This window comes from Curtobacterium guangdongense (assembly GCF_049341845.1).
Classification (GTDB): Bacteria; Actinomycetota; Actinomycetes; order Actinomycetales; family Microbacteriaceae; genus Curtobacterium; species Curtobacterium guangdongense.
In genome coordinates, this window is sequence record NZ_JBMPIT010000002.1 from 421,616 (window position 1) to 440,356 (window position 18,741).

The following is an 18,741-nucleotide window of genomic DNA, read 5'->3' on the forward strand; positions in this document are numbered from 1 at the left end:
CCGACCGGGCTTCCGGGGATGTCGGCGCTCCGTGCGACGATCGGACGCGTGCCGTTGAACTTCACCGCGATCGACTTCGAGACCGCGAACAGCTCGCCCGCCAGCGCGTGTTCCGTCGGCCTCGTCAAGGTCCGGGCCGGCAAGGTCGTGGAGCGGGCGTCGTGGTTCATCCGCCCGCCGATGGGGCACGACGACTTCCTCGAGTGGAACACCCGCATCCACGGCATCGTCGCCGAGGACGTCGTCCGCGCCAAGACGTGGGAGCAGCAGTACCCGGACCTCGTCGCCTTCGCCGAGGGTGACGTGCTCGTGGCGCACAACGCGCGCTTCGACATGGGTGTCATCGCCGGCGGCTGCTCGGCAACGGGCATCGCGCTGTCGGAACACCACTCGATGTGCTCCCTGCAGGTCGCCCGCAAGACGTACACGCTCGACTCGTACCGTCTGCCCGTCGCCGCGATGGCCGCCGGCTTCGAGGGCTTCCAGCACCACGACGCCGCCGCCGACGCCGAGGCCTGTGCCGCGATCGTCGTCCACGCCGCCGGCCGGCACGACGCCGACACCGTCGAGGCACTCGGTGCCGCGACCCGGGTCTCGATCAACCCGGTCCGGATCCGCGCGGAGAAGCCGAAGGCGGCGAACCAGCCGCGGCTGTCCCACCGCCCGATGATCTTCGCCGACTGACCCCGCCGCCCGGTGGGCCGCGAGCCCGGTGGTATTGTCACGACATTCCCCCGGCACAGTCGCCGGACCCGTACTCCCCCGAAGGACCGCGATGACCAACGAAGGCCAGCTGCCGTCCGACCTGTTCATGGACCTGGACCGGTCGGGTCCGATGCCCCTCTACTTCCAGGTGGCTTCTCGCATCGAGGAGTCGATCCGCTCCGGTGCGATGCCGCCGGGCGCTCGCCTCGAGAACGAGATCGCGCTGGGTGAACGGCTCGGGCTGTCGCGTCCGACGATCCGCCGGGCGATCCAGGACCTCGTCGACAAGGGACTCCTGGTCCGCCGTCGCGGCATCGGGACGCAGGTCGTGCACGGCCCGGTCACGCGCAAGGTCGAGCTGACGAGTCTGTACGACGACCTCGCGCAGGGGTCACAGGCTCCCGCGACGAAGCTCCTCGAACGGAACGACGTTCCCGCATCGGAGGTCGTCGCCGAGGCCCTCGGTGTCGCCCCGGGGACGACCGTGGCCCACATCCGCCGCGTCCGGTTCGCCGAGGACGTGCCGATGGCCATCCTCGAGAACTACCTGCCGCCGGAGTTCCTCGAGATCACCGACGCCGACCTTCAGGAGCACGGCCTGTACCAGCTGCTCCGCGGCCGGGGCGTGACGATGCGTGTGGCGAAGCAGCGGATCGGTGCCCGTGCGGTGACCGACGAAGAGGCGAACCTCCTCGAGATCGAGGACGGCGACCCCGTGCTCACGATGAGCCGGACCGCCTACGACGCCTCCGGCCGCGCGGTCGAGTACGGCGTGCACTGCTACCGCCCCGACCGCTACTCGTTCGAGGTCACGCTCGTCGACAAGTAGGCCTCAGGCTGCGGACGGGACGCCGAGTTCCCCGGTGACGTACTGCGCGCGACCGAACCCGAACGACCAGTCCTGCGGGCCGTTCTCGACGTAGCCGATGAAGACGTCCTCTGATGCGACGCCGACGCCCGCGAGCGCGTCGTGGATCGCCGTGTACAGCGTCGTCTTCGCTTCGTCCGTGCGGCCGCGCTGCGTGAAGACCTGGATCATCACGACACCACCGGTGCGCTCGAAGCCGAGTCCCGCGTCCTCGGCGATGATCTGACCGGCGGGGTGTTCCGTGACGATCTGGAAGCGGTCGCGCGGTGGGATCCCGTACACGTCGACGATGGCCGTGTGGATCGCATCGGCGATGGCGCGGACGGCTTCCGGGCTGCGCCCGGTGGCGAGGTCGATACGGACGAGCGGCATGGGGCCTCCTGCAGTTCGGGACTTTGTCCTAACAAACTAACATGATTGGCGGCCGACCGCCAGACGACTGGAGGCTCGGTGCCAGCTGGCACCGAGCCTCCCGTCGATCCGCGGGACCGTCTAGATCACGGGGGTCGCCGCTGCGTAGGTGAGCGGTCCGTCGACGCGCGCCACGTCGTGCCAGGCTCCGTCGGCGAGCGAGGCCTCCGCCGCTTCCACGATCGACGCGGCCGCCAGGCCGTCGGCGACCGACGGCGCGAGCTGCTCCCCGCGACGGACGCTCGCGACGAACTGGGCGGCCTCGATGGTCTTCAGGTCGTCGTAGCCCATGGCCGTGCCCGCGCCGGGTTGGAAGCGCGCGAACTCGCCGTCCCCGCCGGCGACGTAGTGCGTCGCGTACCCGTCGACCTCTTGCCCGTCGAGGGAGACCTCGAGCTCGTTGAGGCGCTGGAAGTCCCACCGGACCGAGCCCTTCGTGCCGTAGACCTCGATCGTGTACTCGGCGTGCGGCCCGTGCATGACCCGGCTCGAGTCCATCGTGCCGACGGCGCCGTCCTCGAAACGGAAGAGCAGGGCCGCGTAGTCCTCGTTCTCGACCGGCTTCCGTTCGCCCGTCGCGGCAGCGGACCGGTCGACGATCCCGGCACCGGGCAGTGGACGTTCGGTGATGAACGTCTCCGCCAGCGCCGTCACGCTCGCGATGCGCCCGACGACGTACTGCGCCAGGTCGAGCCCGTGCGACAACAGGTCGCCGAGGACCCCGGAGCCGGCACGCTCCCGCTCGAACCGCCAGGTCAGCGGCGCTGCCGGATCGGAGGAGTAGTCCGCGAGGAGTGATCCGCGGACGTTCGTGATCCGGCCGAGGCGTCCGCTCCGGACCAGCTCGCGGGCGCGCTCGATCGCCGGGGCGTGCCGGTAGTTGAAGCCGACGCTCGTGATCACGCCGGCCTGCTGGACGGCCTCGTGGATCGCTCGGGAGTCGCTGGCGTAGCGACCCATCGGCTTCTCGATCCAGAACGGCTTGCCGGCGTCGGCCGCGGCGACGGCCATCTCACGGTGCAGGAAGTTCGGCGAGCAGATCGACACGACATCGACCTCGGGATCGGCGAGGACCTCGTGGTAGTCGGCGACGGCTCGCTCGTAGCCGAGTCGTTCGACCGCCTGGTCCCGTGCTGCCGGGACCGGGTCCGCGGCGACCACGAGGCGGGGCGCGATGCCGAGTTCCGGGAAGTGGTCGGGCAGGGCGCGGTACGCACGGGAGTGCAGCCGCCCCATCCAGCCGACGGAGATGAGGCCGACGCCGATCGTGTCCATTGAGCTCCTCTGCTCGTGGTGGTGCGTGTTCGTGGTGGTGCGTGTTCGTGGCGGCGGGCGAGCTACTCGGCGGGGACGATGATGTCCCGGACCAGGGCGTCCAGCTGTGCGTCCGCGTCGAGGAACTGCCGCAGGGTCTTCACCGTGGCGCCGAACCGGTCGAACTCGTCGATCGTCATGCCGTCCACGTCGTAGGCGCGGGCGAACTCCGGCGTGGCAGCACGCAGCGCGTCGATGAGGTGCGCGGGGACCTCGTCGTCGATGGCATCCGGCCGGAACGGGAACGCGTTGGCGTTGATGTCCTTCGACCACTGGAACGGCGGCGAGACGACGAGGTCGCCGCCCTGGAACTCGGACCACTGCAGCGCGTTGCGGAACGCCGCGACGAGCACACGGGACCGGAAGCCGCGCTCCTGGAACACCCGGTAGGCGTTCTTCACGGCGGCGACGCCAGCCCACTCGAGGATGCCGGGGTCGACCATCACGTGGTCGCGCTGCACGACGGTCTTGAGCCAGTCGTCGAGTCGCCCGGCCATGAGGGTGACGACGTGACCGAACTCCTGGTCCGGCAGCCCGTCGGCGGCACGACGGTCGAGTGCGCGCTCGATCGCCTCTCCGACGGCGACGACCTGCGGCACCGTGAAGGACACCGTCGCGTTGATCGAGACTCCGCGGTAGGCGGCCTCTTCGATCGCGGCGATGCCGACCTTCGTCGCGGGGATCTTCACGATGATGTTCGGCGCGAGCGCCGAGAACCGGACGGCCTGCTCGACGAGGGCGTCCCGGTCGCGGTGGAGACGCGGGTCCGTCTGCATGCTCAGCCGCCCGTTGCGGCCACCCGATGCCTCGAACGCCGGGAGGAGCTGTGCGGCGGCGGCGATGGAGAGCTCCTCGACGGCCTTCCAGCCGATCCAGGACTCCCCCGCGGTCGGGTGCTCTGCGGCGATCTCGCGGATGCGCGGGACCCAGGTGTCCGGGTCCTGCTTGATGCACGTGTAGGCGATCACGGGGTTGCAGGTCGCCCCGACAGCGCCGTACTCGTGGATCGCGGTCGCGAGCTCGCGCGGATCGGCGGAGTCGTTCCAGAGCGCGGTGATCGTCTGCTCCGCCGCCTGGAGGGTGACGGGGCGGGTGTCGACGTCGGAGGAGGCCGGGGTCGCCAGGGTGTCGGTCATCGGTGCAGTCCCTTCGTGATCGTGTCGAGCTGGAAGCGCGAGACCTCGTCGGCGTTCTCGTCCTCGGCGAAGACGCTCGACACCGCGACGGTGTCCGGCCTCGCCGAGAAACCCACGCGGTCGAGCGCGGCCCAGAACGCGTCGAAGTCGACGTCGCCCTGCCCGACCGGCAGGTGCTGGTGGACGCGGACGGCGTTGCCGGGCGGGTTGGTGATGTAGCGGAGACCGTGCGACCGGTGGTGGTCGTAGGCGTCCGCGACGTGGATCAGCTGGAGTGCGTCACCCGCGGCGTCGATGATCGCGTCCATGTCCCCGCCGTAGTGGAAGGTGTGGCACGCCACGTAGACGAAACCGATGTTCTTCGAGTTGAGCCCGCGGATCACCCGCAGGGCTTCGAGGCCGTCCTCGACGAAGTCGTCGGGGTGCGGGTCGATGAGCACGCGCAGGTCGGCGTCCTCGATGATCGGCAGGAGCTCTTCCATCGCCCAGTAGAACTGCGCCTCTGATTCTTCGGCACGCTCCGGGCGGCCCGAGAACTCCGTGTTGATCGTGTCGACGCCCAGGCGCTTCGTGATCTCGATGACACGCTTCCACTGCTTGACGGCGGTCTCGCGGGTCTCCTTGTCCGGCCCGGACCACCGGAGCACCGGCAGCACCGACGCGACCTGGACGCCGGCGTCCGTGCAGGCTGCCGCGAACGCGTCGACGAGGTCGTCGTCCGCCTTCGGGTGTCGGAAGAACGGGATGAAGTCCTTGTGCGGGGTGAGCTGCAGGTACTCGTAGCCGAGGTCCGCGACCTTCCGCGGGAACTCCAGCAGCGACAGGTCGTGGTGGAAGGGGGTTGGGTCGAGTGCGATCTTCGGCATCAGGCCTCCGCGAGCGCGCTCGCGCCGGCGTCGTAGAACGCGGGCTTCGCCGTTGCGTAGGTCACGGACTCGAGGGCCCCGGACTGCTGCGCACGGACGGCCACCTCGGCGACGACGGACGCCGTGTAACCGTCCCACGCGCTCGGGCCGTCGATCCCGCCCTGCTTGGCGGCATCGACCCAGCGTTGGACCTCTTCGTCGTATGCGGCACCGAAGCGCTCCACGAACGACGGCGTGACACCCTGGCCCGAGACCCCCTGTGACACGAGGTTCAGCGAGGTCTCACGCCCGATGTACGCGACGCCCGACTCGAACACGGCATCGGTCGTGACCTGGTACCCGAACTGCGCGTTCACGTTGATCTCGACGATCGCCATCGTCCCCGACTCGGTCGTGAACAGCACGAACTGCGGCTCGGGCAGGTCGGCCGGCGCCAGCGAGTTCTTGCGCGGCTTCTTGACCTCGACGCTCGTGATCGCCTCCCCCGTGATGAACGGGATGATGTCGATCTCGTGGATCACCGAGTCGTGGATGAGCATCGACTCGCTGAAGTTCGGCGGGGTCGTCGGGTTGCGGTGCGCGTGGTGCAGGGCGAGCAGTGCGCCGTTCGACCCCGACTCACGGAGGGCCCGGAGTTCCTGGTAGCCCTTGTCGAAGCGACGCATGAAGCCGACCTGGATCTTCGGGCGGTCCGACTTCGGCTGCTCGAGCTCGACGATCCGCAGCGAGTCCTCCGCACTCGTCGTGAGGGGCTTCTCGCACAGCACCGCGAGTCCGCGCTCGATCGCCGGCACGAGCACCGGCTCGTGCAGGAAGCCCGGCGTCGCGACGATGACGGCGTCGATGGAGGTGGCGTCGAGGGCTTCCTCGAACGACGCGGCGGTGATCGCGCCCGGGGCCTTCGCGGCCGCGGCGGTGGCCCGCGCGGTGTCGGGGTCCACGATCGCGACGACGTCGGCACCGGCGATGGTCGACGTGATGCGGCGGATGTGGTCGCTGCCCATGGCCCCGGCGCCGACGACGGCGACGCGGAGGTTGTCAGTGGTGCTCATTCGATGTCTCCTGGAGGTGGTGGCGCTGCTGCGTGTCAGGACGCGCGGGCGGCGGACGTGGAACCGAAGATGTGCTGGAACGTGCGCTCCGCGATAGGGCCGGGAGCGTCGACCGAGCAGCCGTACATGTCCTGCTCGACGATGCCGAAGACGTCCGGGTTGATGGCGGCCACTGCCTCGATGATCGGTGCGAGCTCGGGGGTGCCGTGCGGCGGCTCGGTCATGATGCCCTGCGCGACGGCGGTCGCGAACGGCACGTCGTTCTTCAGCACGTCGAAGAGCAGGTCGGTGTCGACCTGCTTGAGGTGCAGGTAGCCGATCCGTTCCGGGTGCGCCGCGATCAGCTTGAGGTTGTCGCCGCCGTAGTAGGCGAAGTGCCCGGTGTCGAGGCAGAGGTTCGTGTACTGCGGGTCCGTGACCTCGAGGAAACGAACGGTCTCCTTGTAGGTCCCCACGTGGCTGTCGGCGTGCGTGTGGAACTGCTGGTGGACGCCGAACTCCTCGAGCAGCGCCTTGCCGAGCTGGTCGTGGCCCTTGCCGAGCCGCTCCCACTGTTCGTCCGTGAGCGTCCGGGGCTCCAGGACCTCTTCGGTGGCGTCCGAGCGCCAGAGGTCCGGGATCGTCGCGAGGTGCTCCGCGCCGAGCTTCGCCGCGAGCCCGGCGACCGCGACGGCCTGGTCCCACGCCCGCTGGAACTGGTCGTCTCCCTTGTGGAACCCCGTGAAGACGGTGCCCGCGGAGAGCTTCAGCCCCCGCGACTCGAGCTCGTCGGACAGCTGCGCGGGGTCGGTCGGCAGGTACCCGTACGGGCCGAGCTCGATCCACTCGTAGCCGGCCGCCGCCGCTTCGTCGAGGAAGCGCTGCCACGGGACCTGCTTCGGGTCGTCCGGGAACCAGACGCCCCACGAGTCGGGAGCGGTGCCGATGCGGATCGACGCGGTGGTGGCGTCCGTGGACGGGGCGCCGGTCGGGGTGGCGGTGTCGGTCATGACGTCGTCGTCTTCTTTCTGCACGAGGTGGTGGTGGGGCTAGCCGAGGAGCGGTCGCTGTGCAGCGACCTGCTGCTCGTAGTCGGCTCGGGCGGCCTGCGTGGTCGACAGCGTCGAGGTCTGTGCGACCGGGACGTCCCACCAGCCGGCGCCGTCCGGGGCGTAGACGAGCGGGTCCGAGTTGATGTGCACGAGGGTGGTGTGGTCGTTCGCCTTGGCCTGGCGCACCGCGGCCTTGAGGTCCTCGATCGCGTTCGGGCCCGGCTCGACCTCGATGACGTCGACGCCGTACGACCGGGCGTTCGCCGCGAGGTCGACGGGCAGCGGCTCGCCGTCCTCGAACGACTGGGTGTCGTCCAGGTAGCGGTACTTGGTGCCGTACCGCTCGGACCCGACGGTCTCGGAGAGGTGCCCGATCGACGCGTAGCCGTGGTTCTGGATGAGCACGACGATGATCTTGATGCCCTCGGCCACCGCGGTGACGAGCTCGGTGTGCAGCATCAGGTACGAACCGTCGCCGACCATGACGATCGCGTCGCGGTCGGGAGCACCCCGACGGACGCCGAGGCCGCCGGCGATCTCGTAGCCCATGCACGAGAAGGCGTACTCGACGTGGTAGCCGAGTTCGTCCCGGACGCGCCAGAGCTTGTGCAGGTCGCCCGGCAGCGACCCGGCCGCCTGGATCACGACGTCGCGGGGGTCCGACACGGACTGGACCGCACCGATGATCTCGGGCTGACCGGGCAGCGCGTTGCCCGACGGCGCGAACGCGGCGTCGACCAGCGCGTCCCATGCGCGCTTCTGCTCGGCGATCTCGGAGGCGTACTGATCCGACACCGAGAACGACGCGAGCGACTCCGTGAGGGCGACCAGGGCCTCCCGTGCGTCCGCGATCAGCGGTAGCTGCGTGCCGTGCTTGTAGGCGTCGAACGCGGCGACGTTGACGTTCACGAACGTGACGTCCGGGTTCTGGAACGCCGTCCGCGACGCGGTCGTGAAGTCGCTGTACCGGGTCCCGATGCCGATGACCAGGTCGGCCTCTGCCGCGATCGCGTTCGCCGCGGCGGTGCCGGTCGCGCCGATGCCACCGAGGTACTGCGGGTGATCCCACGCGAGCGCACCGCCCCCGGCCTGCGAGGTGCCCACCGGGATGCCGGTGGCCTCGACGAACGCCCGCAGCTGCTCGGACGCTGCGGAGTACAGGACGCCGCCCCCGGCGACGATCACCGGGCGTTCCGCGGCCCGGATCGCGGCGACCGCACGGGCGAGCGGCCCGTGCTCGGGCAGCGGACGACGGATGTGCCACTCGCGCGGCTGCAGGAAGGCGACCGGGACGTCGAACTCCTCGGCCTGCACGTCCTCCGGCAGCGCGATCGTCACCGCGCCGGTCTCGGCCGGGTCGGTGAGCACGCGCATCGCGGCGAGCGCGATCGAGAACAACTGCTCGGGACGCTCGACCCGGTCGAAGAACCGGGAGAGCGGGCGGAACGCGTCCGTGACCTGCAGCGACGTGTCGTGCGGCATCTCGATCTGCTGCAGCACCGGGTCGGTGGTCCGCGTCGCGAAGGTGTCCGACGGCAGCAGCAGGGCAGGCAGCCGGTTCGTCGTGGCGAGCGCAGCGGCGGTCAGCATGTTCGCCGCCCCGGGGCCGACCGACGCCGTCGCGGCGAACGTCGCGCGACGACGGTGCATGCGGGCGAAGCCCACTGCTTCGTGCACCATGGCCTGCTCGTTGCGGGCCTGGTGGTACGGCAACAGGCCGGGCTGCTCGACGTGCAGCTGCTTGATGGCCTGACCGACGCCGGCGACGTTGCCGTGCCCGAAGATGCCGAAGATCCCGGGGATGGTGCGTTCGCGGTGCTCGCCGTCGACGGTCCACTGGTTGGCCAGGAACTCGACGAGGGCCTGACCGACGGTCATGCGGCGTGTGGTGGTCACACGTCCTCCTTCTTCGGTGCATAGGGCAGGCGCGGGTCGATGGTCTCGGTCTCCCACACCTGGCGGACCCAGCCGTGGGCCGGGTCGTCGGTGATGTTCCACACACGCTCCGGATCGGGCCCGGCCATCACGTTGAGGTAGTACATGTCGTACCCGGGCGCGGCGACGGCCGGTCCGTGCCAGCCGTACGGCACGAGCGCGATGTCGCCCGTCCGGACTTCACGGAATTCGTCGATCGCGCGGTCGTCCGAGGCGTACGTCCGGTGCAACGCGAACGGGTCGGCGGACGCCGGGGCGTCGACGCCGCGAGCCACCGCCGACTCGTAGTAGTAGATCTCCTCGAGGTTCGACTCGGCGCCGGGCACCTTCGTGTCGTGCTTGTGCGGCGGGTACGACGACCAGTTGCCGGCGGGCGTGATCACCTCGCAGACGATGAACTCGGCGGCGTCGAGCGCTGCCGGGGTACCGAAGTTGTGCACCTGGCGGCTGGACTGGCCGGCACCGCGGAGTTCCACCGGCACGTCCTGCCGCGGGATGTACGTGGACGGCTTGGTCTCGTCCGTCGGGGCTTCGGCGACGGCCAGCCGGCCGACACCGGTGATCGTCGCGGCCGTTCCGGATCCCAGGTACAGGACGTCGGTGGGGCCGTCGAACACGCTGTCGCGTCCCTCGAGGACCTGTGTCACGCCGTCGTGGACCACGGTGAAGCTGCCCGACAGCGGCACCACCAGGCGCTCCACGGCAGCGGCGTCCAGCTCGAGCGAACCGCCGTCGGTGAGTGTTCCGGTCCGGAGCCCCGTGTGCGCCCATCCCTCGATGCGGCCGTCGACCACGTCCGTCCACCCGCCGTCGGGGCGGCTCCCCGCTGGGATGAACCAGTTGTCGTTCGTCATGCCGTCGTCCTCAGTTGTTCGAGGGGAAGCCGAGGTTGATGCCGCCGTGCGACGGATCCAGCCACCGGCTCGTGATCGCCTTCTGCCGCGTGAAGAAGCTCACGCCGTCGGCGCCGTACGCCTTGTGGTCGCCGAACAGCGAGTTCTTCCAGCCGCCGAACGAGTAGTACGCCACCGGCACCGGGATCGGCACGTTGATGCCGATCATGCCGACCTGCACGTCGCGCTGGAACCGACGGGCAGCGCCGCCGTCGTTCGTGAAGATGGCGGTGCCGTTGCCGAACGCACCGGAGTTGATGAGCTCGAGGCCCTCTTCGTAGGTCGCGACGCGCACGACCGACAGCACGGGACCGAAGATCTCCTCGGTGTAGACGCGGCTCGTCGTCGGGACCCTGTCGATCAGGGTCGGGCCGAGCCAGAACCCGTTCTCGTCGCCGTCCGGTCGGACGGTGCGGCCGTCCACCACGACGACCGCGCCGTCCTGCTCTGCGACCTCGATGTAGGAGGCGACCTTGTCGCGGTGCTGCTTCGTGACGAGGGGGCCCATGTCGCAGCCACGACGCCCGTCACCGATGCGGAGCGTGGCAGCACGGTCCTTGATCTTCTCGATGAGCTCGTCCGCGACGGGCTCGACCGCGACGACGACCGAGATCGCCATGCAGCGTTCACCGGCGGAGCCGAAGCCCGCGTTGATGGCGTTGTCGGCGACGAGGTCGAGGTCGGCGTCCGGCAGCACGAGCATGTGGTTCTTCGCACCGCCGAGGGCCTGCACGCGCTTGCCGTGCTTCGTGCCGGTCTCGTAGACGTACTGCGCGATCGGCGTCGAACCGACGAACGAGATCGACTCGACGTCGGGGCTCGTCAGGAGCCCGTCGACGGACAGCTTGTCGCCGTTGAGGACGTTGAAGACACCGTCCGGCAGGCCGGCCTCCTTGAACTTCTCCGCCAGCCAGATCGCGGCGCTCGGGTCCTTCTCACTCGGCTTGAGCACGACGGTGTTGCCGGCGGCGATGGCGATCGGCAGGAACCACAGCGGCACCATCGCCGGGAAGTTGAACGGGCTGATGATGCCGACGACGCCGAGCGGCTGCCGGATCGAGTACACGTCGATGCCCGTCGAGACCTGGTCGCTGAACTCGCCCTTGAGCAGCTGCGGGATGCTCGTCGCGAGCTCCACCACTTCCTGCCCACGAGCGATCTCCCCGAGTGCGTCGTCGAGGACCTTGCCGTGCTCGCTCGTGATGATCTCGGCGAGCTCGGCCTTGTCGCGGTTCAGGATCTCGCGGAAGGCGAAGAGGATCTGCTGGCGCTTGGCCAGCGAGAGGTTGCCCCACTTCGGGAACGCGGCCTTCGCGCTGGCGATCGCCGCCTGGATCTCGTCCTCGTTCGCCAGCGCGACCTGCTTCGTCGCGACGCCGAGCGCCGGGTCGTAGACCGGAGCGGTGTTGCCAGACGTCGAGGCGACGCGCGCCCCGTCGATCCAGTGGCCGATCGTCGTGGTGACGGTGTCCGAGATGGTCATGCGTTGGTTCCTTCCGAGATGGACGAGTCCATGGTGGTGGGGCCCGCGAGCCGCGCGGCTGGGTCGTGAGCATCTGTGGAGAACCCGGCCCGAGCCTCCTGGGTGTGGACGAGGCCGGAGGCGACGTCGACGGCGCCGGCGACGTCCCCGTCCGGCGGGTAGAGCAGGGTGCGTCCGACGACGAGCCCGCGGACTCCGGGCAGTGCGAGCGCGTCCGCCCACTTGGCGTAGGTCTCGAGCGGACGCGCCGACGGGTCGCCGCCGAGCAGCAGCGTCGGCAGCGTCGTCGCTGCCATCACCCGCTCCATGTCCTCGACGACGGGGATCTTCAGCCAGCTGTAGGCGCTGGACTCGCCGAGCCCGGCGGCGATCGCCATCGAGGTGATGACGGCGTCGGCGGTCAGGTCGTTCACGACCTTGTCGTCCCGCCAGGTCGACATGAAGGGCTCGAGCATGATCGGCAGACGGTGCTCGGCGGCCTCGGTGACGGCCCGGGCGGTCGCCTCGAGCGTCGGGGCGGTGCCGGCGTCCGACAGGTTGATGCGGACGAGCAGCTTGGCGAAGTCGAGGCCGGCGTGCGCGATGGACCGGGCCGAGTACGCCGTGTACCGGTCGTCCATCTCGAACGTCGCACCACGCAGCCCGCCGCGGTTCATCGAGCCGACGACGACCTTGCCGTCGAGGGCGCCGAGCAGCGCCAGGTCCTCGAGGATGTCCGGCGTACCGAGCACGCCGTCGACGCCAGGGCGACCGAGGGCCGTGACCAGCCGCTCGAGCAGGTCGTAGCGGTCGGCCATCGCGGACTCGTCGTCGCGCACCGCCAGGGCACCACGGGCCGGGTGGTCCGCGGCGACGATGAAGAGCTTGCCGTCGTCGGCCAGGAGCGGCCGCCTGGTCCGTGCTGCGAGCGTGCTCGCGATCGTCTCCGGTGATCCGGCACGCACGTCGCGCAGCCGCTGGAAGTCGACACTGCTGATCTCAGGCATTGACCGCCTCTTCCGTCGGGTTCTCCTGCAGGAACGTCTCGATCTCGTCGCTCGTCGGCATCGCGGTGGAGCACTCGAACCGTGTCGCGACGATCGCACCGGCCGCGTTGGCGAATGCGAGGATGCGCTCGAGGCCCCAGCCCTGCAGCAGACCGTGGGTGAGCGCGCCGCCGAAGCCGTCGCCGGAGCCGAGGCCGTTCACGACGTCGATGTGGTGCGGGCGGAGCTCGACGAACTCGTCGCGGGTCTTCGCGAGGACGCCCTTGGGGCCCTGCTTCACGATGGCGATCTCGACGCCGCGTTCGAGCAGCGCGTCGGCAGCACGGACGGGATCGGTCTCCCCCACCGCGACCTCGCACTCCTCGCGGTTGCCGACGGCGACGGTGGCGTGCTCCAGGGCGACGGCGACCTCGCGCGTCGCGGCCTCCGGCGAGGACCAGAACATCGACCGGTAGTCGAGGTCCAACACGGTGTGCAGCTTGGTGGCGTGCTCCGACGCGGAGCGAGCAGCGAACGCCGTGTGGTGCGCCTGTCGACTCGGCTCCTCGCTGAGGCCGGTCACCGTGGTCCAGAAGACCTTCGCGCGCTCGATCTCGTGGAGCGGCAGCGACTTCGCGGTGATCATCAGGTCGGGGGCCTTCGGCGCCCGGTAGAAGTAGAGCGGGAAGTCGTCCGGCGGGAAGATCTCGCAGAAGGCGACCGGGGTGTTCAGTCCGTCGACGGTGTCCACGAAGGCGTTGGCGACGCCGAACTCCGGGAGGGTCCTGGCGATGTACCTGCCGAACGGATCGTTGCCGGTGCGGGTGATGACCGCGGCGTCGGCACCGTGTCGTGCAGCAGCGATGGCGACGTTCGTGGCGCTGCCGCCGACCGACTTCGAGAAGGTCTCGACGTCCTCGAGCGGACCCGTCTGCTGCGGGTAGATGTCAACGCTCACGCGACCCATGGTGATCACGTCGTAGGCGTGGGGAGCTTCGTTCGTCATGCGACGTGCGGGACCTTCCGTGCGGCTTCATCGGCGGACGATCACGACTGTACACCCTCCTTGGCTTAATGTCATGACATGGTTCTGCACCGCGTGCTGCGGTCCGCCTGGAGGCTCGGATCACCCCCGGAACACCGGTGTCGGTGGGTCCTGGGAAGGTCTGGGCATGGACTTCACCGCCCTGCTCATCGGCCTCCTGATCGGCGCCGTGGCCGGCGCCGCGATCGCGTGGTCGGTCGCGCGCACCCGGTCCGGGGCGGCCGACGCCACCGCCACCGCGCTCCGCGCGCGCCTGGACGAAGTGCGCCGCGACGCGGAGGAACGACTCGATGCGCAGGACGCCCAGTACCGGCGGCAGGTCGACTCGCTGGAACGCCGGGCGGCCGAGCTCGAGCACCTCGTGCAGCGCATGCACGGCGCCGAGTCCGCCAGGGCACAGGACGAATCGAAGGTCCTCACGGCACTCAGCCCCGTCGCCGAGACCCTCGACGTGATGCGCGCCAAGATCGCCGAACTCGAACGCTCCCGCAGCGAGCAGTACGGTGCGATCTCCACGCAGCTCCGGTCCGCGGCCGAGTCCGAAGAACGCCTGCGCGCCACGGCCGAGACGCTCGCGAGCGCCCTGTCCGCCAACAGCACGCGCGGGGTCTGGGGCGAGACGCAGCTGCGCAACGTGGTCGAAGCGGCGGGGCTCCTCGAGCGGGTCGACTTCGACGTGCAGTCCTCCGTGACGACGTCGGCCGGAACGGCCCGCCCCGACATGATCGTGCACCTGCCCGGCGGCAAGAGCATCGCGGTCGACGCGAAGGTGCCGTTCAGCGCCTACCTGCAGGCGGTGGAGATCCCGGCGTCGGCCACCGGTGCCGAGGGAGCACGCCGTGCGCAGCTCATGGCCCAGCACGTCAAGGCGCTGCGGGCACACGTGGATGCACTCGCCGCCCGGGAGTACTGGTCCGGGTACGACGCCTCGCCGGAGCTCACGGTGGCGTTCATCCCGTCCGAGTCCCTCATCGCCAGCGCCCTCGCCGCCGACCCCGGGCTGCTCGACCACGCGTTCCGCAAGCGGGTCGCACTGGCATCGCCCGTGACGCTCTGGTCGGTGCTCAAGACCGTGGCGTTCTCCTGGCAGCAGGACGTCGTCACGCAGGAAGCCCGCGAGCTCTTCACGATCTCGCGGGAGCTCCACGGCCGGCTCTCGACGATGGCGGCACACGTCGACAAACTCGGCCGGTCGATCCGAGGCACCGTCGTCGACTACAACCGCTTCGTCGGGTCGCTCGAACGCCAGGTGCTGCCGAGCGCCCGGCGGCTGTCACTCCTCGACGAGTCGAAGGTCATCGCCGACCCCGCCACGATCGACGACGAGCCGCGGCTGCTCACCGCGCCCGAGCTCGTCGGCTCCCCCGACCGCGACTGACCCGCCCGCGGCCGCCGTCGCGCGCCGCGCCGCCGGCCGCGGCCGCGCCGCCGGCCGCGGCCGCGCCGCCGCGGCGCGCCGCCCGGCACGACGTGCTCCCGCACAACGAAAAGCCGTCCGCGCCACGTGATGACGTGGCGCGGACGGCTTTCGGTTGTGCGCCGAGCGCGTCAGCAGACGGGACGGATCAGAACCACTTCTCGGCGCGGTGGTCCGCCTGGATGCGGCGGATCGTGTTCGAGCGCGACCGCAGCACGAGCGAGTCCGTGTGGATCACGCCGCGCGAGCGACGGACCCCGTCGACCAGCACGCCGTCCGTGACACCCGTCGCGACGAAGAACGTGTTGTCGCCCGTGACGAGGTCGTCCTGGTCGAGGACCTTGTCGAGGTCGTGCCCGGCGGCGATCGCTTTCTCGCGCTCCTCGTCGTCCTTGGGCTGGAGCTTGCCGAGGATCACACCGCCGAGCGCCTTGATCGCGCACGCGGTGATGATGCCCTCGGGGGTCCCACCGACGCCGACGCACATGTCGATCGGCGACCCGGGCAGCGCCGCCGCGATGCCACCGGCGACGTCGCCGTCGAGCAGCAGCCGCGTGCCGGCCCCGGTCGCACGGATCGCACGGATGAGCTCGTCGTGGCGGGGGCGGTCGAGCACGGCGATCTGCATGTCCTCGAGGTCCTTATGCTTCGCCTTCGCGAGCGCGCGGATGTTCTCGCCGATCGGCTTCTCGAGGTCCAGGACCCCACGGCCGTCGGGGCCTGCGGCGATCTTGTCCATGTAGAACACTGCGGACGGGTCGTACATCGAGCCACGGTCCGAGACGGCCATCACGGAGATGGCGTTCTGGCGGCCGGCAGCCGTGAGCGAGGTACCGTCGATCGGGTCGACCGCGATGTCGCACGCGGGGCCGTGCCCGTTGCCGACGTGCTCGCCGTTGTAGAGCATCGGGGCGTTGTCCTTCTCGCCCTCGCCGATGACGACCACGCCGTCGAAGTTCACCGTGCCGAGGAACTTCCGCATCGCGTCGACGGCAGCACCGTCCGCGAGGTTCTTCTCACCACGACCGACCCACGGCTGCGCACGGATCGCCGCGGCCTCGGTCGCACGCACGAGTTCCAGCGCGAGGTTGCGGTCGGGCTGCAGGAAGAGGGATCCGGTTTCAGTCGTGGGAGTCACGGACCCCAGCCTATCGACCGGGACCACACCCACCCCGCGGGACGAACGGATGTGCAGACCAGGTCACACTCTGCTGGGGCTGACTACGATCGGACCGGCCACCACCGAAGTCGAAGGAGATCCCAGTGCCCATCGCAACGCCGGAACAGTACGCCGAGATGATCGACCGAGCGAAGGCGGGCAAGTTCGCGTACCCCGCCGTGAACGTCTCCTCGTCCCAGACCATCAACGCGGTCCTCCAGGGCCTGACCGAGGCCGGCTCGGACGGCATCCTCCAGGTGACGACGGGCGGTGCCGACTACTTCGCCGGCCACACCGTGAAGAACCGTGCCGCCGGCGCGCTCGCGATGGCGAAGTTCGCGCACGAGGTCGCCAAGAACTACCCGATCACGGTCGCGCTCCACACCGACCACTGCCCGAAGGACGCCCTCGACGGTTTCGTGCTGCCACTCATCGCCGCGAGCGAGGAAGAGGTCCGCCACGGCCGCAACCCGATCTTCCAGTCGCACATGTGGGACGGTTCGGCCGTGCCGCTCGACGAGAACATCGAGATCGCCCGCACGATGATCGAGAAGACCCGCAACATCAACGCCATCCTCGAGGTCGAGATCGGCGTCGTCGGCGGCGAAGAGGACGGCGTCGAGCACGAGGGCACCAACGACGCGCTCTACACGACCCCGAACGACGTCGAGCGGGTCGTCGACGCGCTCGGCCTCGGCGACAAGGGCCGCTGGATCGCCGCGCTGACGTTCGGCAACGTGCACGGTGTCTACAAGCCCGGCAACGTCAAGCTCCGTCCGGAACTCCTCGGTGAGATCCAGGCCGCCGTCGCCGCGAAGCACGGCACCGGCGAGAACCCCCTCGACCTCGTCTTCCACGGCGGCTCCGGCTCGACCGACGACGAGATCCACGAGGCCGTCCGCAACGGCGTCATCAAGATGAACATCGACACGGACACGCAGTACGCGTTCACGCGCTCGATCGCCGGCTCGATGTTCACCAACTACGAGGGCGTCCTGAAGATCGACGGCGAGGTCGGCAACAAGAAGCAGTACGACCCGCGCGCATGGGGCAAGGTCGCGGAGACGGCGATGGCCGCCCGCGTCGGCGAGGCCGCCAAGGTCCTCGGCTCGGCGGGCAACAGCAAGAGCTGACATCGGTCGGGAGGTTCGGGGCGCGTCCGTCGGACGCGTCCCGTGCCACGATGGTCGGGTGACCGTCGACGCCATCGCATCCGAGTTCGCCCAGTTCGTCACCGCATCGCCGACGGCGTTCCACGCCGCCGGCGAGACCCGGGACCGCCTGGTGGCGGCCGGGTTCACGGAGCTCTCCGAGCTCGACGCGTGGCCGACCGAGCCCGGTGCCTACGTGGTCGTCCGCGACGGCGCGGTGATCGCCTGGCGGACGCCGAACGGCGCGAGCGCGACGACGCCCTTCCGGATCCTCGGCGCCCACACCGACTCCCCCGGGTTCCGGATCAAGCCGAACCCGACCGTGCGCGTCGGGGGCTGGGAACAGCTCAACGTCGAGGTCTACGGCGGCCCGATCCTGTCGACCTGGTTCGACCGGGACCTCCGCATCGCCGGACGGGTCGTGCACGCCGACGGCTCGATCACGCTCATCGACACCGGCGCGGTCGCGCGGATCCCGAACCTCGCGATCCACCTCGACCGCGGCGTGAACACCGGCAACGAGATCGACCGGCAGCGCCACACCCTGCCGATCGTCGGCACGGACGGCACCGAGTCCGGCGGCGTCGACGCCCTCGAGTGGCTCCGCGGACGGGTCGGTGACACGGCGGTCTCGTGGGACCTGTTCCTCGCCGACACCCAGGCACCAGCACGGGTCGGGATCGACGGGTCGTTCCTGGCCTCCGGCCGGATGGACAACCTGACGAGCGTGCACGCCGGGCTCCGCGGCATCGTGGACGCCCCCGAAGACGCGGACCACATCGCGGTGTTCGCGGCGTTCGACCACGAAGAGGTCGGCTCGGCGACGCCGTCCGGTGCCGGCGGGCCGTTCCTCGAGGACGTCCTCGGCCGCGTGCAAGAGGGGCTCGGCGCCACCCGGTCCGAAGCCGCTCGGGCGTTCCGTGCGTCGTGGCTGCTGTCGAGCGACGCCGGCCACCTGGTGCACCCGAACTCCTCCGAGAAGCACGACCCGACGAACCGTCCGCGTCCTGCTGGTGGCCCGCTCCTGAAGATCAGCGCGAACCAGCGCTACATGACCGAGGCGAAGGGGGAGGCCGTCTTCGCTGCCGCGTGCGCATCGGCCGGGGTGCCGTTCCAGCCGTTCGTGAACAACAACACGATCCCCGGGGGCTCGACGATCGGCCCGATCGCGGCGACCCGGCTCGGCATCCCCACCGTCGACATCGGTGTCGGGTTGCTGTCGATGCACTCGGTCCGTGAACTCGTGCACGTCGACGACCTGGCGGCACTGCACGGCGCCGTCGCGGCATTCCTGGCCGGCTGAGGACGGG

17 protein-coding genes are annotated in these 18,741 nt (G+C 70.0%); 5 read left to right on the forward strand and 12 right to left on the reverse strand.

Annotated features, from left to right (window positions below):
- The first annotated feature begins 48 nt into the window (after positions 1-48).
- The gene (locus tag ACO0E1_RS04420) at positions 49-684 is read left to right on the forward strand and encodes an exonuclease domain-containing protein (RefSeq protein ID WP_422873070.1); all 636 of its coding nucleotides are present in this window, start codon (positions 49-51) and stop codon (positions 682-684) included.
- Positions 685-775: 91 nt separating this feature from the next.
- Entirely contained in the window at positions 776-1,534 is a 759-nt protein-coding gene (locus tag ACO0E1_RS04425) for a GntR family transcriptional regulator (RefSeq protein ID WP_422873071.1), read from the forward strand.
- A 3-nt stretch (positions 1,535-1,537) separates the two neighbouring features.
- Here the strand turns inward: ACO0E1_RS04425 and ACO0E1_RS04430 are convergent, their stop codons facing one another.
- From ACO0E1_RS04430 to iolC, 11 genes are all read right to left on the reverse strand, one after another.
- Positions 1,538-1,945: a tautomerase family protein gene (locus ACO0E1_RS04430; protein ID WP_422873072.1), complete on the reverse strand. Its 408-nt coding sequence runs from the start codon at positions 1,943-1,945 to the stop codon at positions 1,538-1,540.
- Between the two features lie 120 nt (positions 1,946-2,065).
- Complete coding sequence (locus tag ACO0E1_RS04435; protein WP_422873073.1) at positions 2,066-3,259, reverse strand: Gfo/Idh/MocA family protein; 1,194 nt, start codon at positions 3,257-3,259, stop codon at positions 2,066-2,068.
- Between the two features lie 62 nt (positions 3,260-3,321).
- Entirely contained in the window at positions 3,322-4,434 is a 1,113-nt protein-coding gene (locus ACO0E1_RS04440; protein ID WP_422873074.1) for a transaldolase family protein, read from the reverse strand.
- Positions 4,431-5,300, reverse strand: a complete 870-nt coding sequence (locus tag ACO0E1_RS04445) for a sugar phosphate isomerase/epimerase family protein (protein WP_422873075.1) — start codon at positions 5,298-5,300, stop codon at positions 4,431-4,433. Before ACO0E1_RS04445 ends, ACO0E1_RS04440 begins: the two co-directional genes overlap by 4 nt.
- Positions 5,300-6,352 carry a Gfo/Idh/MocA family protein gene (locus tag ACO0E1_RS04450; protein WP_422873076.1) on the reverse strand — a complete coding sequence of 351 codons (1,053 nt, stop codon included), beginning with the start codon at positions 6,350-6,352 and terminating at the stop codon, positions 5,300-5,302. Before ACO0E1_RS04450 ends, ACO0E1_RS04445 begins: the two co-directional genes overlap by 1 nt.
- A 35-nt stretch (positions 6,353-6,387) precedes the next feature.
- Positions 6,388-7,341 (reverse strand): sugar phosphate isomerase/epimerase family protein, encoded by a 954-nt coding sequence (locus ACO0E1_RS04455; RefSeq protein WP_422873077.1) that lies wholly within the window; start codon positions 7,339-7,341, stop codon positions 6,388-6,390.
- Between the two features lie 39 nt (positions 7,342-7,380).
- On the reverse strand, positions 7,381-9,261 hold the full coding sequence (gene iolD / locus ACO0E1_RS04460; RefSeq protein WP_422873121.1) for a 3D-(3,5/4)-trihydroxycyclohexane-1,2-dione acylhydrolase (decyclizing): 1,881 nt from the start codon (positions 9,259-9,261) through the stop codon (positions 7,381-7,383).
- Positions 9,262-9,275: 14 nt separating this feature from the next.
- Positions 9,276-10,172: a 5-deoxy-glucuronate isomerase gene (gene iolB / locus ACO0E1_RS04465; protein WP_422873078.1), complete on the reverse strand. Its 897-nt coding sequence runs from the start codon at positions 10,170-10,172 to the stop codon at positions 9,276-9,278.
- Positions 10,173-10,182: 10 nt separating this feature from the next.
- Positions 10,183-11,694 (reverse strand): CoA-acylating methylmalonate-semialdehyde dehydrogenase, encoded by a 1,512-nt coding sequence (locus ACO0E1_RS04470; protein WP_422873079.1) that lies wholly within the window; start codon positions 11,692-11,694, stop codon positions 10,183-10,185.
- Positions 11,691-12,680 (reverse strand): class I fructose-bisphosphate aldolase, encoded by a 990-nt coding sequence (locus tag ACO0E1_RS04475; protein ID WP_422873080.1) that lies wholly within the window; start codon positions 12,678-12,680, stop codon positions 11,691-11,693. The genes ACO0E1_RS04470 and ACO0E1_RS04475 overlap by 4 nt, the downstream gene beginning before the upstream one ends.
- Positions 12,673-13,665: a 5-dehydro-2-deoxygluconokinase gene (gene iolC, locus ACO0E1_RS04480; RefSeq protein ID WP_422873081.1), complete on the reverse strand. Its 993-nt coding sequence runs from the start codon at positions 13,663-13,665 to the stop codon at positions 12,673-12,675. Before iolC ends, ACO0E1_RS04475 begins: the two co-directional genes overlap by 8 nt.
- Positions 13,666-13,831: 166 nt before the next feature.
- Between iolC and ACO0E1_RS04485 the strand changes: the two genes are divergently transcribed.
- Entirely contained in the window at positions 13,832-15,082 is a 1,251-nt protein-coding gene (locus ACO0E1_RS04485; RefSeq protein ID WP_422873082.1) for a DNA recombination protein RmuC, read from the forward strand.
- Between the two features lie 187 nt (positions 15,083-15,269).
- Here the strand turns inward: ACO0E1_RS04485 and glpX are convergent, their stop codons facing one another.
- Positions 15,270-16,259: a class II fructose-bisphosphatase gene (glpX, locus tag ACO0E1_RS04490; protein WP_281267144.1), complete on the reverse strand. Its 990-nt coding sequence runs from the start codon at positions 16,257-16,259 to the stop codon at positions 15,270-15,272.
- A 125-nt stretch (positions 16,260-16,384) separates the two neighbouring features.
- Between glpX and fbaA the strand changes: the two genes are divergently transcribed.
- The gene (fbaA, locus tag ACO0E1_RS04495; RefSeq protein ID WP_422873083.1) at positions 16,385-17,413 is read left to right on the forward strand and encodes a class II fructose-bisphosphate aldolase; all 1,029 of its coding nucleotides are present in this window, start codon (positions 16,385-16,387) and stop codon (positions 17,411-17,413) included.
- Between the two features lie 58 nt (positions 17,414-17,471).
- Positions 17,472-18,734 carry a M18 family aminopeptidase gene (locus ACO0E1_RS04500; protein ID WP_422873084.1) on the forward strand — a complete coding sequence of 421 codons (1,263 nt, stop codon included), beginning with the start codon at positions 17,472-17,474 and terminating at the stop codon, positions 18,732-18,734.
- Positions 18,735-18,741 lie beyond the last annotated feature (7 nt).